9 protein-coding genes and 1 tRNA gene are annotated in these 15249 nt (G+C 66.3%); 7 read left to right on the forward strand and 3 right to left on the reverse strand.

All coding sequences use genetic code 11. The features are described 5' to 3' along the window. Positions 1-95 precede the first annotated feature (95 nt). Together recJ and AC6RV7_RS09870 are read left to right on the forward strand one after the other, a co-directional pair. Positions 96-1814 carry a single-stranded-DNA-specific exonuclease RecJ gene (gene recJ / locus AC6RV7_RS09865; RefSeq protein ID WP_500093801.1) on the forward strand — a complete coding sequence of 573 codons (1719 nt, stop codon included), beginning with the start codon at positions 96-98 and terminating at the stop codon, positions 1812-1814. Between the two features lie 102 nt (positions 1815-1916). Beyond that, positions 1917-1993: transfer RNA gene (locus AC6RV7_RS09870), tRNA-Arg, on the forward strand. A 56-nt stretch (positions 1994-2049) separates the two neighbouring features. Here the strand turns inward: AC6RV7_RS09870 and AC6RV7_RS09875 are convergent. The 3 genes from AC6RV7_RS09875 to AC6RV7_RS09885 are packed head-to-tail and all read right to left on the reverse strand — an operon-like array spanning position 2050 to position 5254. Next, on the reverse strand, positions 2050-2871 hold the full coding sequence (locus AC6RV7_RS09875; protein WP_500093802.1) for a UDP-2,3-diacylglucosamine diphosphatase: 822 nt from the start codon (positions 2869-2871) through the stop codon (positions 2050-2052). Then, positions 2868-4049, reverse strand: coding sequence for an MGDG synthase family glycosyltransferase (locus AC6RV7_RS09880; RefSeq protein ID WP_500093803.1), 1182 nt, complete (start codon positions 4047-4049; stop codon positions 2868-2870). The genes AC6RV7_RS09875 and AC6RV7_RS09880 overlap by 4 nt, the downstream gene beginning before the upstream one ends. Continuing rightward, positions 4046-5254: a glycosyltransferase family 4 protein gene (locus tag AC6RV7_RS09885; protein ID WP_500093804.1), complete on the reverse strand. Its 1209-nt coding sequence runs from the start codon at positions 5252-5254 to the stop codon at positions 4046-4048. The genes AC6RV7_RS09880 and AC6RV7_RS09885 overlap by 4 nt, the downstream gene beginning before the upstream one ends. Before the next feature lie 172 nt (positions 5255-5426). Between AC6RV7_RS09885 and AC6RV7_RS09890 the strand changes: the two genes are divergently transcribed. From AC6RV7_RS09890 to AC6RV7_RS09910, 5 genes are all read left to right on the forward strand, one after another. Further along, the gene (locus AC6RV7_RS09890) at positions 5427-8030 is read left to right on the forward strand and encodes a DEAD/DEAH box helicase (RefSeq protein ID WP_500093805.1); all 2604 of its coding nucleotides are present in this window, start codon (positions 5427-5429) and stop codon (positions 8028-8030) included. Positions 8031-8122: 92 nt separating this feature from the next. Beyond that, entirely contained in the window at positions 8123-8587 is a 465-nt protein-coding gene (locus AC6RV7_RS09895; RefSeq protein WP_500093806.1) for a PTS sugar transporter subunit IIA, read from the forward strand. Then, on the forward strand, positions 8584-10359 hold the full coding sequence (locus AC6RV7_RS09900) for a ClcB-like voltage-gated chloride channel protein (protein ID WP_500093807.1): 1776 nt from the start codon (positions 8584-8586) through the stop codon (positions 10357-10359). The genes AC6RV7_RS09895 and AC6RV7_RS09900 overlap by 4 nt, the downstream gene beginning before the upstream one ends. 57 nt (positions 10360-10416) lie before the next feature. Further along, the gene (locus AC6RV7_RS09905) at positions 10417-13323 is read left to right on the forward strand and encodes a TonB-dependent receptor (protein WP_500093808.1); all 2907 of its coding nucleotides are present in this window, start codon (positions 10417-10419) and stop codon (positions 13321-13323) included. Positions 13324-13399: 76 nt separating this feature from the next. Next, positions 13400-15145 carry a beta-helix domain-containing protein gene (locus tag AC6RV7_RS09910; RefSeq protein ID WP_500093809.1) on the forward strand — a complete coding sequence of 582 codons (1746 nt, stop codon included), beginning with the start codon at positions 13400-13402 and terminating at the stop codon, positions 15143-15145. The last annotated feature ends 104 nt before the right edge of the window (positions 15146-15249 follow it).

Consider the following 15249-nt stretch of genomic DNA (forward strand, 5'->3'; position numbering starts at 1 on the left):
GGGCGCGTTGGCCGTCGACGCGCCGCAAAACGTCCGATCGCCACCGGCGATCGGACGGCGGATTCGCGACAATCCGCCCTACCAGGTCCGCCTCCATGCACTGGAGCTACACACCCGTCGCGCCCGAGGAGATCGATGCGCTCAGCAAATGCGCCGGGGTGAGTCCCACCCTGGCGGAGCTGCTGCTGCGTGGCGGTCTGCGCGATCCCGACCGGATCGGCGAATTCCTCGAGTGCGCGCTCGCCGGGTTGAACGATCCCTTTCTCGTTCGCAACGTCGACCTCGCCGCGACCCGCTTGCGCGAGGCGATCGCGCGCCAGGAGAACATCGTCGTCCTCGGCGACTACGATGTCGACGGCGTGAGCAGCACGGCGCTGCTCGTGAGCGTCCTGCGCCGTTTCGGTCTGCTGCCGCGTTTCGTCGTGCCGCGCCGCGCCGAGGATGGCTACGGGCTGACGCGGAGCGCGATCGACCGCGCGCTGGAGGAGGGCCGGCCGCACCTGTTCATCGTGCTCGATTGCGGCACGAACTCGCACGACGAGGTCGCATATCTGCGCGAGCTCGGCATCGACGTGATCGTGCTCGACCATCACCGCTCGAAGGAGCGCGCCCTGGAGGGATTGCTGATCAACCCGCACGTGCACACCGACGCGACGGGCGCCGACGGCCCCTGGCGGCACCTGTGCACGGTCGGGCTGGTGTTCAAGCTGGCGCACGGGCTGTTGAAGCAGTTGCGGGCGGACAACCATCCGGTGGCCTTTCGGATCAAGCTGCGCGACCATCTCGACCTCGTGGCGCTCGGCACCGTGGCGGACCTCGTGCCGCTCGTAGGTGAAAATCGAATACTCGCGCGCCACGGCCTGAGCATCCTGCAGGAAACGCGGCGGCCGGGCCTGCGGGCGCTGATGAACGTCGCGGGCGTGAAGCCGGAACATGGCATCAATCCGGTCGACATTTCCTTCCGGCTCGGCCCGCGCATCAATGCCTCCGGCCGCCTGGCCGACGCGGCGATCTCGGTCGAGTTGTTGTTGAGCGAGGACGAGGCGTTCTGCGAGGAGACGGCGCGGCAGCTCGATACCTTCAACCGCGAGCGGCAGGAGATCGAGCGGCGCATCACCGAGGAAGCCGAGCGGATGATCGAGACCGAGTATGCCGGCGAACCGGGCATCGTCCTGTTCAGCGAAAACTGGCATCCCGGCGTGGTCGGCATCGTCGCCGGCCGCGTGACGCGGAAATATCATCGCCCCTGCGTCGTGCTCGGGAACGAAGGCGACATGGCGAAAGGTTCCGGCCGCAGCATCGACAGCGTGAATCTCGTCGAGGTGCTCGGCGCGTGCGGCGGCGAGCTGGCGAGCTGGGGCGGGCATCCGATGGCGGTGGGGATTTCGTTGCGCAAAGATATTTTGCCCCGCTTCCGCGAGCAGTTCGCCGCGGCGGTGCACGCGCACGCGGGCGGCAACATTGCCGAGGCGCGCCTGGAACTCGCGGCCTGGTTGACGCCCGAGCAGGTGACGCCGCGGCTGATGGAGGAGATGGATTCGCTGCACCCGTTCGGCCAGGGCAACCCGGAGCCGACCTTCGGGATTCGCGGCGTCGTGCTGCGCCTCCCGCCCGAGGTGTTCAAGGATCACCATTTCCGCTTTCAGTTCGAGGATCGGCGCGGCCGGCGGCTGCACGGCGTGGCGTGGAAACTGGCACACCGGGTGCCGCCGACGCGCGTGCCGGTCGACCTCGCGGTGGAGTTGAAATGGAATCACTTCAACGGCCGGCGCTTTTTGCAGTTGTGCCTGATCGACTGGCGGCTGGCGCAGTAGCGCGCGGAGAGGTCCGGGCGCGCGCGCGAATTTTCCCCCGGCGGCGGCGAAATTCCGCTTGCACTTCCCGGCGGAAACTTGCTTGTTCTCGCCCTCTTTCACGCACCCGTAGCTCAATTGGATAGAGCATCTGACTACGGATCAGAAGGTTTGGGGTTCGACTCCCTACGGGTGCGCCAGTTTGACGGCGGCCGGCATCTTTCGGGATGCCGGCCGTTTCGTTTTGCGGCGGCAATCAGCGCTCTTCCACGTCGGCCAGTTCGGGCATGTTCTCCGCACTCGCGGCCTCCTCGGGCGGCAGCGGGAACTCCCGCACGAAGTCGCTGAAGGCGATCAATTCGCAGCGTCCGTCGTGATGCTCGACGATCGCCGTGAGCGATTCCACCCAGTCGCCCGAATTCAAATAATGGATATCGCCGATCATCCGGTCCGCGGGCGTGTGGATGTGACCGCACATCGCGCCCTGGCAACGGCGGGAGCGCGCGAGCTCCGCGATGTGATCCTCGAATCGCGAGATGTGGCTCACCGCCTCCTTCACGCGGGCCTTGATCGCCTTGCTGAGCGACCAGTATTCCTTCCCGCGCCAGGTGCGCCACGCATTGTAAATGCGGTTGATGCGGAGTAGGGCGCGATAGCCCCAGTCGCCGAGGTGCGCGAGAAAGACGAAGTTCTTGGTGACGGTGTCGAACACATCGCCGTGCAGCACGAGGTAGCGACCACGCGGCGTCTCGTGCACGTAATCCTCCACGATCTTCAGGTTTTCGAATTCGAGCGGGAGAAAGGTCGCAAGGATGTCGTCGTGATTGCCCCGCAGGTAGATCACCTCGGTATCCCGCTTTTCCAGTTTCTTCAGGATGATCCGCACGAACCGCGTATGCGCCTTCGTCCACAGGCCGGAGCGGCGCAGCTGCCAGCCGTCGATGATGTCGCCGTTCAGGATCAATTTCTCCGAGCGCGTGTGCCGGAGAAAGTGATTCACCTCGGCTATCTTGCAGTCGGGCGTGCCGAGGTGCACGTCGGAGAGGATCACGGTGCGAACGCGGAGCAGGTTTTTCATGACGAGGCGAAACGGCTCTTCGGTTGAAACGCGGACGGGCACGTCGCGCCGGGGCGGCGCGTCGTCGCTGTCTCCATTCGCGCGATCACCTGACGGGCGATGTGGTCGGCGGCGTCGGGCCGCGCCAGCGGACGCAGCGCGGCGCGCCAATCGCGCCACCGGCGGGCGTCATCCGCGAAGGCAGCGCGCAATGCCGTGAGCACGGCCGGGGGCGTCTCCGCCAGCGCGCCGATGCCGTGGCGGCGCAGCAGTTCATAATTTCCCTCCTCCTGTCCGGGCACGATCTGACTGACGACCATCGGGCAGAGTGCGGCGATCGCCTCCTGCGTCGTGGCGCCGCCGGCTTTGCTGACGACGACGTGATGCGTCATGAGCAGCCGCGGCATCTCGTCGGTCCAGCCGAGGATCCGGGTGGGAAACGGCCGGCCTGCCGCGAGGCGTTCAAGCCGGGCGCGAAGACGCACGTCGCGGCCGACGGTGCAGGTGATCTCCCAGTCGGTTTCCACGAACAGGCGGCGCGCGGTCTCGGCGGCATGGCGCGTGCCCGAGTGGACGATGTGCAGCACGCGGGGGCGCCCGGGCGGGACGGGTTCGGGCGGCGACAGCCGGCTCGCGTTTTCCGAGAAGAAAGCGGGCACGGGAAAACCGGAGACGTCCGGCGCGCTGTCCGGCAGGCCGACGCGGCGCAGGACCTCGGCGGAGTCCTCGTTGGGCAGAAACCAGCCGTCGCAACGGGCGCGCCACCAGAGCGAGTGGATGCTGATCGAATCGGTGACGATGTTGAAGACCGGCAACGACCACTCGCGACGCCGGGCCAGGTGTTCGAGGAAAAAGGCGTAGAGCGGGTAGGTGCAGCAGACCGCCGTGGGCTGTTCGCGCTCGATGAGCGTGGCGAGCGCGTCGATCGGGCGGCGAAACAGCCAATGCTGGCGCGGCACGCGCGGACTGCGGTCGATCAGGTCGTAGACGTGGCTCCAGACGTGCGGCGCGTGGTTGATCAGCCGGAGGTAGAACGAGCGTGCGATCCGGTTGAAGCGAGGCGAAGCCAGTGCAAACGCGTCGTGCATCGTCGCCGTCCCGGCGCCGCCCACGCGATCGAAGCCGGCCACGAGCGCGCGCGCCGCCGCATTGTGGCCTTCGCCAAATCCGGCGGTGAGAACGAGGACGCTGCCGCTCATGGTTGCGGGCCCGCCGGCGCCGCCGGTTGTAACGAAGGACCGGATACGGGCGGGACGATGGACCCGGGCGGGCCGGATTCGGCGAGCGTCTCGAGCAGATCCGCCTCGAAGCGGCCGATGACTTTTTCCCACGTTTGGGCGGCGACGGCAGCGCGGGCTTCGACGCGCAAACGCGTGCGGAGCGGCGCGGAGATCGCGAGCGAGATGGCCGCGTCGATCAACGCCTCCGGCGCGTCGCACGGGACGCGCAGCCCGCTGGTTTCGTGGCGGACGAACTGGCGCGCCGCGGCGTAGTCGAACGCGGCGACGGCGAGGCCGCTGGCCATCGCCTCGGTGAGGACATTGCCAAACGTTTCCGTCAGACTCGCGTGCACGTAGATGTCGGCTGACGCGTAGTGCTGCGCGAGCTCCTCGCGCGGCACGAAGCCTGGAAACAGGTAATCCGGATTCTGGCGCTGGAGCGCGGCACGCAGCGGACCGTCGCCGACGAGGACGAAGCGGCAGCGCGGATTCGCCATGCGCATGGCGGCGAACGCCCGCAGCAGCAGCGGGTAGTTTTTCTCCGCGGCCATGCGGCCGGCGTGGAGGACCACGGGATCGTCCGGTGCCGCGCCCCAGCTATCGCGGAGGACGGAGGATCGTTTGTCGGGCGAAAACTGCGTCGCGTCGATGCCGCGCGAGAGCACGCGCAGATTGCGAAAACCCCAGGCGCGCAGCTCGTCGCAAAGCTCCGGGGTCGGTGCAAAGGTGCGGCGGGTCCGATTATGCAGCCGGCGCAGCCAGGCGAGCGCCACGCGGTGAAGGAGGCCGAAGCCGTAGTGGCGCGTGTAGGCGTGGAAGTTGGTGTGAAAGCTCGAGGTGACCGGAAGGCCGAGCTGCCGCGCGGCGCTCACGGCGGAAGCGCCGAGCGGGCCTTCGGTGACAACGTGCACGAGATCCGGACGATCGGCTTGCCAGACGCGAAGCAACCGGCGCCGGGCGGGCAGGCCCAGGCGGAGGAGCGGGTAGCCGGGGATCGGCAGTCCGGGAAAGGCGAGTTCGCGGAAGGCGTTTTTCTCCGCGGGCGAGGCGGCGTCGTCGCGGCGCGGACGGCAGACCGTGACCGTGTGACCACGGCGCGCGAGTTCACGGGCGATGTGACCGAACGTCATCGCCACGCCGTTGATTTCGGGCGGAAAAGTTTCGGTCACGAGGAAGAGTTTCACGTGGGCGCGGAGGTGCGGGCGGAAGGATGTTTTCGGGCGAAAACTAGCCCCGCGAAGTGGCGCCACGGTGGCGAACTCGTTACGACTGCGTGAAATTCGGCGGCATGGGAAAAAACCTTACTTCTGGGTTGCACCGTTCGAAGGCACTTCTACGGTCGGCGTTTTTCAGTGAATGCAGTCGCACGGCCCTAAGCGCGTATATACACCGCAGTCCCTGGAGTTTTGGTTCGATCGTCTCGAGCACGACTGGGCGAACTCGTTTACCGCTGAGCAGTTGGAACAGGGACGGCGGATTTACGTGAACGGTGAAGTCCGGGAGCTCGAGCTGACGGCGAAGGACGCGATCATTCACCGCCGGGTCGACAAGAAAGACGACTATGCGGTGATCGAGTGGGGCACCCAAGGCCTCGCGGTGCGTTCATCCACCACCGACAAGGATCTGGCGCATGCGCTGGCGGTGGCCGGCTTGCATGAGATCGAGGAACTGGTGGCCGACGAAATCTCGCCGTTGCCCGACGAAACGTTGAAAGCGCTCGATTCCGAGGCGTCCGCCCGCGTGACCAACGGCCACGCGAATGGGCACGGCATCGACGCCGGCAAGTCGCTCGAAGCGGCGAACGAGTCGTCCGGCGGGGTCGCGACCGCCAGTCCCGCGACTGCCTCCCGCACGCTGTTGCTCGTGTTCAAAACGAAAACCGCCGGCCTGACGTTTCAGGCTTATTGGGCGGAGGCAGATGGCAAGACGCGCCATCCGGCCCTCGGTGCCGCGGCCCACGCGAACGGCAACAGCCCGGTTTCGTCCAGCGAGCGGGCCAAGCTGATCGGCCTGGCTGCTTATGCGCGAAAGGCGCATTTCCAATATCACCAGGAGACGAGCGTTTACCTGCTGGAATCGCTGGTCGAGATTCCCAATTTCCTGAAGACGGTCCTGCCGGCGTGGAAGAAGGTGTTTGCCGTCGAACTCGACGACAAGGCGGCCAATTTGTTGAAAGGCACGCGCGCGGTCGAAATCGAAGCGGTCGCCGAGGCGAGCGGCGGTGGTGCCGCCAGCGAGGTCGGTGGACTCAACCTGCGCTGGATCTTCCGCGCCGGCGAGCGGATGCTGACCGATTCCGAGGTGAGCACGCTGCTCAAGAAGGGTGGCGCGCCGGTGATACTCCCCAACCTCGGCATCGTCTCGCTGTCGGGCGAGCGCTGGGCATCGTTCAGCGCGTGGCGCGACAACGTCGACGAGACGCAGGCGGGTGGGGCGCTCTCGCCTTATCTGGTGTTTTCGTTGTTCAACGACGCGCGGCTGAAGCTCACGCTTTCGCCGGAAATCGAAGCGTGGCGGCAGAAGGTGCTCGCCGCGCCCGAGGCGCCGCCGGCCCTGCCGGAAATCCTGCGCCCGTATCAGCGGCGTGGCGTCGAATGGCTCGCGCATCTCTGCGACGTCGGGTGTCATGGTTTGCTCGCCGACGAAATGGGTCTGGGCAAGACGCTGCAGGTGATCACGCTGCTGGCGACGCGTCCGATCGCCGACAAGCCGAGCCTGATCGTCTGCCCGGCGAGCGTGGTGCCGGTGTGGCGCGAGGAAATCGCGCGGTTCCAGCCCGATCTCGCCGTCGAGGTGTTGAAGACGGGGCGCGACTTCTCTTCGCGGACCGGTCCGGTCGTGTGGCTCGCGAGCTATACCCAGCTGCGCAAACACCGCGACATCCTGCCGGCGCACGAATTCGGTTACGCGGTGCTCGACGAGGGGCAGTTCATCAAGAACCCCGACGCGAAGGTCACCCAGACCTGCTTTGCGATCCGCGCGAAACATCGTCTCGTCCTGACCGGCACGCCGCTCGAAAACCGGCAGCTGGATCTGTGGAGCATCTTCCGTTTTCTCCTGCCGGGTCTGCTCGGATCGAGGAGCAGTTTCGAGAGCGCGCTCGCCGGCGATCGCGCGGGCACGCTTGAGCGGCTCCGCGCCCAGCTCGCGCCTTTCATCCTTCGCCGCACGAAAAACGAGGTGGCCCAGGAACTCCCGCCGAAGGTCGAGATGGAGCTGCTTTGCCCGCTCACCGACGTGCAACGCGCGGAGTATGCGCGGATCTGCGCCGAAGGGCTGCAGCGGCTCGGCGACGACATCGGCGCGGCGATCCGCGAAAAATCGTTCGGCTTTCTCGCCCTGCTCACCCGGCTGCGCCAGACCTGCTGCGATCCGGACATGCTGCCGTGGCTCAAGTCGCCGTTGTCCGACTCGGGCAAGATCAACCTTCTCGTCGAGAAACTCGCCGAGATCGTCAGCAGCGGCCACAAGGTCGTCATCTTTTCGCAGTTCGTGATGCTGCTCGAACGCGTGCGCGCAGCGCTGGCGCAGAGCTTTCCCGACCTGCCCCGCTACGAGCTGACGGGCATGACGCTCGACCGGCTGAAGCCCGTGCAGCAGTTCCAAAACGCGCCGGGCGCGGCCGCCATGCTCGTTTCCCTCAAGGCCGCCGGCACCGGCATCACGCTCCACGCGGCCGATTACGTGTTCCTGCTCGATCCGTGGTGGAATCCGGCGGTCGAGGCGCAGGCCGTCGATCGCGTGCACCGGATCGGCCAGACGAACACCGTGTTCGTTTACCGCATGGTCACCGCCGGCACGATCGAGGAGCGCATCGAGGCGCTCAAGGCCGAGAAAAAGGACCTGTTCGACAAGCTGGTTGGCGGGCTCGGCGGCGACTTCGACCTGAGCCAGCATTTCAGCTCGCTGCAGAGTCTCGTGCAGTTGACGACGCAGGTCGAGTCCGAGCAACCGGTGTAAAGACCCTCCCGCGCCGGCTGCCGCGGACGGACGGAACCGCCGATGCACGGCGGACTTGTTTCGGAGCGAACCCGCGCTAGCGTGCCGTGCACGTGCAATCGCCGAGTGAACTCATAAGCCATCCCGACGTGGTGATGCTCGATCTGCCGGGAGGATCGCGCGAGACCGTGCTGCGAACGCTGCATGGCCGCCTGGCAGGCAATCCGGCCGTGCTCGATGCGGATCGGCTGCTGCGCGACGTGCTCGAGCGCGTGATGCTCGCGACGGTGTGCGTGTCGGCGGACACCGCGCTGCCGCACGCGCGCACCAACGCCGTCAGCCGGATCGTGCTCGCGGTCGCGCGGCTCGCGCCGCCCGGCGTGGCGTTCGACCCGGAGCATCCGCAGATCCGGCTGGTGTTCCTGATCGGGACGCCGCGCGCCGAGGTGGACAGTTATCTCCGGCTGGTCGGATCGATCTCCCGCCTGCTGCGCGATCCGGCCGCGCATGACGCCTTGCTGGCGGCGAAAAGCGAGCCGGAGTTCCGGGCGGTGCTGGCCGGCGAGGTGAAAGCATGAAGGGAATGCGCGATCCGGCTGCGTTGCTGCTGGAGCGCTTGATGCGCCTGCTGCGCTGGCGGCTCTGGATCCAGGAAAAGCTTCAGCCGACCGAGTGGCAGATCACGCTGATGTGGGCGGCGGCGGCCGGCTTCGTCGGAGCGATGTCGTCGATGCTGTTCTCCGTGATGGCCGAGGGTATCCACGAAGTGATGACGGGGCACCACAATGCGGGCGTCGTGGAGACGATGCGGCTGCTGCCGTGGTGGGGCGTCATCGCGGTGCCGGCGACGGGCGGCCTGCTCGCGGGGGTGACGCTGCTGCTCGGCAAGCGCATCGCGCGCGGCCAGAGCTCGACCGACTACATGGAGGCGATCGTGATCGGCTCGGGCGAACTGCCTGTGCGCGCCAGCTTGATCAAGAGCGCCGCGGCGCTGTTTTCGATCGGCTCCGGCGGCTCGATCGGACGCGAAGGTCCGATGGTGCAGATCGCGGCGGTGCTGGCGTCGATCATCGGTCGATGGCGCAAGTTTTCCCCGCCGCAACTGCGGCTGCTCGTCGCCTGCGGCGCCGCCTCCGGCATCGCTTCGGCCTACAACGCGCCGATCGCGGGCTCGTTCTTTGTGGCGGAGATCATCCTCGGCACGATCGCGATGGAGAGCCTTGGGCCTCTCGTCGTCTCCGCGGTCGTGGCGGCGTTGACCGTGCGCGGATTGACCGACGCGCAGCAGTTGTATCAGGTGCCGCCCTTCAAGCTGAGCTCGGCCTGGGAAATGATTCCCTACACGGTGCTCGGCCTGCTTGCCGGCACGCTCGCGCCGTGGTTCCTGCGCTCCCTGCGGCAGGCGGAGAAATGGTTTGTGGCGACGACCATGCCCCCGATCGCGCGCCTGGTGATCGGCGGCATCATCGTGGGCGACATCGCGGTCTTTTACCCGGAGGTCGCCGGCAACGGCTACTCGGTCGTGCTCAGTATTCTCAACGGCCACATCGCGTGGTTCGCCCTGATCGGCATCATGCTGGCGAAGTGGCTCGCGACCGCGTCTTCGTTCGGCTCGGGGGCGCCCGGCGGTGTGTTCACGCCGTCGCTGTTCATGGGCGCCAGCGCGGGCTATCTGTTCGGCACGGCGGTCAACGTGTTCTGGCCCACCGGCGCGGCGGATCCGCAGGCGTTCGCACTCGTCGGCATGGGCGCGTTTTTGTCGGCCGCGACGTATGCGCCGGTCATGGCGGTGATCATGCTCTTCGAGATGACGCTCAGCTATGACATCATCCTGCCGCTGCTGTTGAGCGCGGTCGTCGCGTATTACACGGCCAAGGGCGTGCAGGGCGAATCGCTCTATAGCGAGTCGCTGCGACGCAAGGCCGCCGAAACGCCGCAGGCGACGCTCCCGCTGGGCACCGTGCGCGACCTGATGAAACAGAATCCGCCGGTGGTGCCGACGACGGCGCATTTCGCGGAGATCGCGCGCATGTTTCTTTCAGTGCGCGTGAACAACATTTACGTGACGAATCCGGACGGCCGTTTCATGGGCGCGGTGTCGTTGCACGACATCAAACCGTATCTCGGCGATGCGGATCTCGCCGGCCTCGTGATCGCGAACGACATCATGCGCGAGGATTTTCCGCGCATCCGGCCCGAGCAATCGTTGAGCGATGCACTGGGCGCGTTTCTCGGACAGGCCGTCGAACGCCTGCCGGTCATCGAGAACGACGGCCGCCTGCTCGGCAGCCTTTCGAAAAGCGATCTGCTCCTCGCGCTGGTGGAAAAACGGCAGAAGCCGACGGCCTGAGTTCGCCGCCGGATCGTTGCATAGGTGACGCGCGCGTGTCCGGCGCGTGAATACTCCGTGACGCGCGCAGTCTGGAATTGCGCTGCGTTGCCGAAGGGCGGCGAGCTTGGCAGCATGTTCCAGCGCGCGTTTTCCCGGACGGCCTTCGCGACCGTCCTCCTCGCCACTATTCCGGCCGCAACCCTGGCTGACGAAACATCCGGCCGCGGTCGGTTGGTCGGACAGGCGATCAACTCCGAGAACGGCCTGGGGGTCGCCGGTGCGACGGTCACCGTCACCGGTTCGGCGCAAAGCACCGCGACGGATCTCTCCGGCCGGTTCTCGCTCGAGGACGTGTCGGCTGGCGTGCACGATCTCGTTGCGACGAAGGACGAATTCCGGCCGCTGACGGTCGCGCGTGTCCAGGTGACCGCGGGCGGCACCGCCGTAGTGGAAATTCCGATGCACCCGGTGCAGTCCGTCATCCGCATGGAGGCAATGACTGTGTCGGCCGACGTGGTGCAGAACTCCGGTCTCGGCCTGCTGAGCGCGCGACAGAAGTCGGCGGCGGTGAGCGACGCGATCGGCGCCGACCAGATGAGCAAGCTCGGCTTCGGCACCGCGGCCGCGGCGATGCGCGCCGTCACCGGCGCGTCGGTGGTCGGCGGAAAATACGTTTACATTCGTGGCCTCGGCGAGCGCTACAGCTCGACGATGGTGAACGGGGCTGAGGTGCCGAGCGCGGATCCCGATCGCCGCGCGGTGAACATGGACATGTTTCCCAGCGATCTGGTCGACGCGATCGTCACGACGAAAACCTTCACGCCGGACAAGCCGGGCAACTTCACGGGCGGCGCGGTGGACCTGAAAACGAAGGAGTTCCCCGAACAATTCACCGCGCAGCTGTCCGCCTCGTTCGGCTTCAACTCGCGCGTGACGGGGAAAACCTTCCTGACTTCCGGCGGCGGCAGCAATGTCTGGGCGCGCGACGACGGTTCGCGTTCGCTCCCGGCCGCGCTCGCCGGCCAGCGGATCCCGCTGCGTTTTACGGAGCCCGGGATCGATGCGCAGATCGGCGAGCTGACGCGGGCCTTCAGTCCCATCATGGCGCCGCGGACGAAGGATGCGCCGTTGAATCAAAGTTTCGCCGCGGCGGTGGGCGGCGTGGCGGAGTTGTTCGGCCGGAAGCTCGGCTACGCGACGAGCCTGTCGTATGACCGCACATTCAGCGGCTATCGCGGCGGCGTCTTCGGCCGCTACGAACGACAGGGCATTCATTCGCCCGCGCTCGCGCCGCTGGTGAAGCTCGACGACACGCGCAGCGAGGACGACGCGCTGATCGGCGCGCTGTTGAATTTCACGTATCAGCTCACCCCCGACCACCAGATCGCGTTCAACACGATGGTGAACCAGGCGGGTAACGATCTCGCGCGCCGGCAAACCGGATTGAATGTCGCGGGCGGGGGCATCACCGAGCAGGAAATTTTTACGACGCGCACGCTGCGCTACACCGAGCGTTCGCTGCAGTCGTTTCAACTTGCCGGCCGGCATTTGTTTCCCTTGTGGCGCGACCTCCGCGTGAACTGGAGCATCACGGACGCGACGACGACGCAGGACGAGCCCGACACGCGGTATTTCAGCACATTTCAGACGTGGGACGGAAACGAGTTCTTCGAAGTCTCCGGCGTGCCGCGGCCGTCGCGCTATTTTCGCGATCTCGAGGAGTCCCGCCGCGATTACAGCTTCGATGTCACCCTGCCGGTGACGACGTGGGGCGGGCGCGAGAGCCAGCTCAAGTTCGGCGGAGCGCTGGCGCGCACGCGGCGCAACTTCAGCGAGCGGCTGTTCGAATATAACAGCACGACGCTGCGTTACGACGGCGACGAGCAGAACTTCCTGCGCGAATCGCAGGTGGGGCAGGTCGATCCGGCGACGAACCGCTTCCGCACCGGCCAGCTTTACCTCGTGGAGACCACGTCAGCGGGCAACAGCTACGACGGCGAGATGGACGTCGATGCGATCTACGCGATGGCCGATCTCTCGCTGACGCCAAGACTGCGATTCATCGGCGGAGCGCGCGCCGAATCGACGAAGCTCGACGTGCGCAGCCGCGATCCCGGCCGGCGCGCGGGGCTGCTCGACGACGACGACCTGCTCCCGTCGGCTAACCTCGTCTACGCGCTCTCGAAGAAGATGAACGTGCGCGCGGCGGTGACGCGCACGATCGCGCGTCCGAATTTCCGCGAGATCGCCGACTACACGTCGTTCGAGTTCGTCGGCGATTTCGTTTACATCGGAAACCCGGATCTCCGGCGCACCACGATCACGAACTACGACCTGCGCTGGGAGTGGTTCCCGCACAAGGAGGAGCTGATCGCGGTGAGCGTGTTTCACAAGGACATGACCGATCCGATCGAGCGCGGCGTATTCTCGGTCATCAACAGCGGCGAGTTTCAGTATCAGAATGCGCCCTCCGGCCGCGTGACGGGCGTGGAGTTCGAGGCCCGCAAGAACCTTGGTTTCCTCGCCGACTGGCTGCGCGATTTCTCCGGCGGGCTGAACTACACCTACGTGGAATCCGCGGTCGAGATCTCGCCGGCGGAGCTGGCGTTTATCCGCTTCTACGAACCGGAGGCCGGCTCGACCCGCGCGCTCACCGGCCAGTCGCCGTATATCTTCAACGCGGACCTCACCTTCACGCATCCCGACTGGGGCAGCAGTGTCAGCGCGTATTTCAATCTCTTCGGCGAGCGGCTCTCGCAGGTGAGCCCGCCCGGCACGCCCAACGTTTACGAGCAGCCGGCGCCGACGCTCGATCTGATCTGGAACCAGAAGATCGGCTACCGGTGGAAGCTCACACTCAGCGTGAAGAACGTTTTGGATCGTCCGGTCGAGGAGACCTACACCTACCGCGGCGAGACGTATCAGCGATCCTCCTACAAGCGCGGCGCCGTCACCTCGCTCGGCGTGACGTTCACGTTCTGAGCGCCGCCGCGCCCTCCATTTCTTTCCCTCGGAAGAAGCCAAAGAAAAACCAAAGATGAAATCAACGACCCTAGCCATGCTCGCGGCCCTGGCCGCTCCGGCGGCACTCCTTGCCGCCGATATCACGGTGAACGCGAACGTCACCGCGAACACCACCTGGACGAAAGACAACGTCTACCACCTCGACGGTCGCGTGTTCGTGACCAACGGCGTCACGCTCACGATCGAGCCCGGCACCGTCATCAAAGGCAAGCCGCGCGCCGCCCAGGACGCGTCGGCCCTCGTGATTGCGCGCGGTGGCAAGATCAACGCCGCCGGCACGATGAACGAACCGATCATCTTCACCGCCGAGGCCGACGACCTGAAGGGCGGCCTCACGCAGGCCGACCGCGGTCTCTGGGGCGGCGTCGTCATCCTCGGACGCGCGACGAACAATCGTGCGAGCGGCGAAGGCAACATCGAGGGCATCCCGACCACCGAGCCGCTCGGCACCTACGGCGGCACGGACGACAACGACAACTCCGGCGTGATGCGCTATGTCTCGATCCGCCACGCGGGTTCCTTGCTCGGTCCCGACAACGAGCTCAACGGCCTTACGCTCGGCTCCGTCGGCGCCGGCACCACGCTCGAATACATCGAGGTGTTCGCCAACGCCGACGACGGCTTCGAGTTCTTCGGCGGCACGGTCAACGCGAAGTATCTCGTCAGCGCGTTCAACGACGACGACTGCTTCGACTGGGACGAAGGTTACCGCGGCAAGCTGCAGTTCCTCTTCGCGATTCAGGATCCGTCCGTCGGCAATCACGCGTTCGAATCCGACGGCGGCACGACGCCCGAGGACGGCACGCCCTACGCGAAGCCGACGATCTACAACTACACCGCGATCGGTTCCGGCGTGGGGAGCAACAACTCGAACAGCCTCGGGCCCATCTTCCGCGACAACACCGGCGGCATGGTCTACAACTCCATCTTCACCGACTTCAAGGGTTACGCGTGGCGCATCGAGACCGAGAGCGCGCAGGCGCAGGACAGCGCCAAGCGTCTGGCCGCGGGCGACATCGTGATCGCGAACAACCTCTTCGGCTCCTTCGGTGCCGGCACCACGGCCGACGACCTGTTCAAGGCCGTCAACGCCACCAGCGGCGGCGCCGCTCCCGCGAGCAACTACACCGCCGCGCACATCACCGCCGCCGCGCAGAACAACCGGCTCAACACGGATCCGAAGCTCATGATGATCGATCGCACCAAGACGGCGAAACTCGATCCGCGCCCGCAGGCCGGCAGCCCCGCGCTCACCGGCGCGGCCACGCCGCCGAACGACGGTTTCTTCTCGACCGTCCCGTTTCTCGGCGCCTTCAGCTCCGTGAACAACTGGGCTTACGGCTGGACGAAGCTCGGCCGCGACGGCTACTTCGATCCGGAGAGTGCGATCGTGACGGACTCCACCAGCAAGCTGGCCAACCTCTCCGCTCGCGTGATGGTCAACGCCAACAGCGTCGTCATCCCCGGTTTCGTGATCGACGGCACGCAGGCGCAGACCGTCCTCGTCACCGCCATCGGACCGTCGCTGCCCAACACGGTGGCGAATCGTCTGCCCGATCCGACGCTCGAACTCTTCAACGCGCAGGGCGTGAAGATCGCCGAGAACGATGACTGGAGCGGCACCGCGGCCACGATGGCCCGCGTCGGCGCCAGCCCGCTCACGCCTGGCAGCAAGGATGCCGTCATCGCCGTCACCCTCCCGCCCGGCGCCTACACCGCGCAGGTCAAGGGCAAGGGTGGCTCTGGCGAGGTCGTCTTCGAGGTTTACGAGGTGGACTGATTCCGCCCTCACGGGAAACGCCGCCGGGTCTCCTTTCGGAGGCCCGGCACACCCGGCCGTTGCTCTACCGTAACTTGATGGCGCTCGTTTTGCGGCCTCGTAAC

The sequence above is a fragment of the Opitutus sp. sgz309028 genome (assembly GCF_059821195.1).

Coding starts and splice junctions, on each gene's coding strand:
- AC6RV7_RS09875 (WP_500093802.1), bottom strand. CDS start 2,871: ATGAAAAACCTGCTCCGCGTTCGCACCGTGATCCTCTCCGACGTGCAC.
- AC6RV7_RS09880 (WP_500093803.1), bottom strand. CDS start 4,049: ATGAGCGGCAGCGTCCTCGTTCTCACCGCCGGATTTGGCGAAGGCCAC.
- recJ (WP_500093801.1), top strand. CDS start 96: ATGCACTGGAGCTACACACCCGTCGCGCCCGAGGAGATCGATGCGCTC.
- AC6RV7_RS09890 (WP_500093805.1), top strand. CDS start 5,427: ATGCAGTCGCACGGCCCTAAGCGCGTATATACACCGCAGTCCCTGGAG.
- AC6RV7_RS09900 (WP_500093807.1), top strand. CDS start 8,584: ATGAAGGGAATGCGCGATCCGGCTGCGTTGCTGCTGGAGCGCTTGATG.
- AC6RV7_RS09910 (WP_500093809.1), top strand. CDS start 13,400: ATGCTCGCGGCCCTGGCCGCTCCGGCGGCACTCCTTGCCGCCGATATC.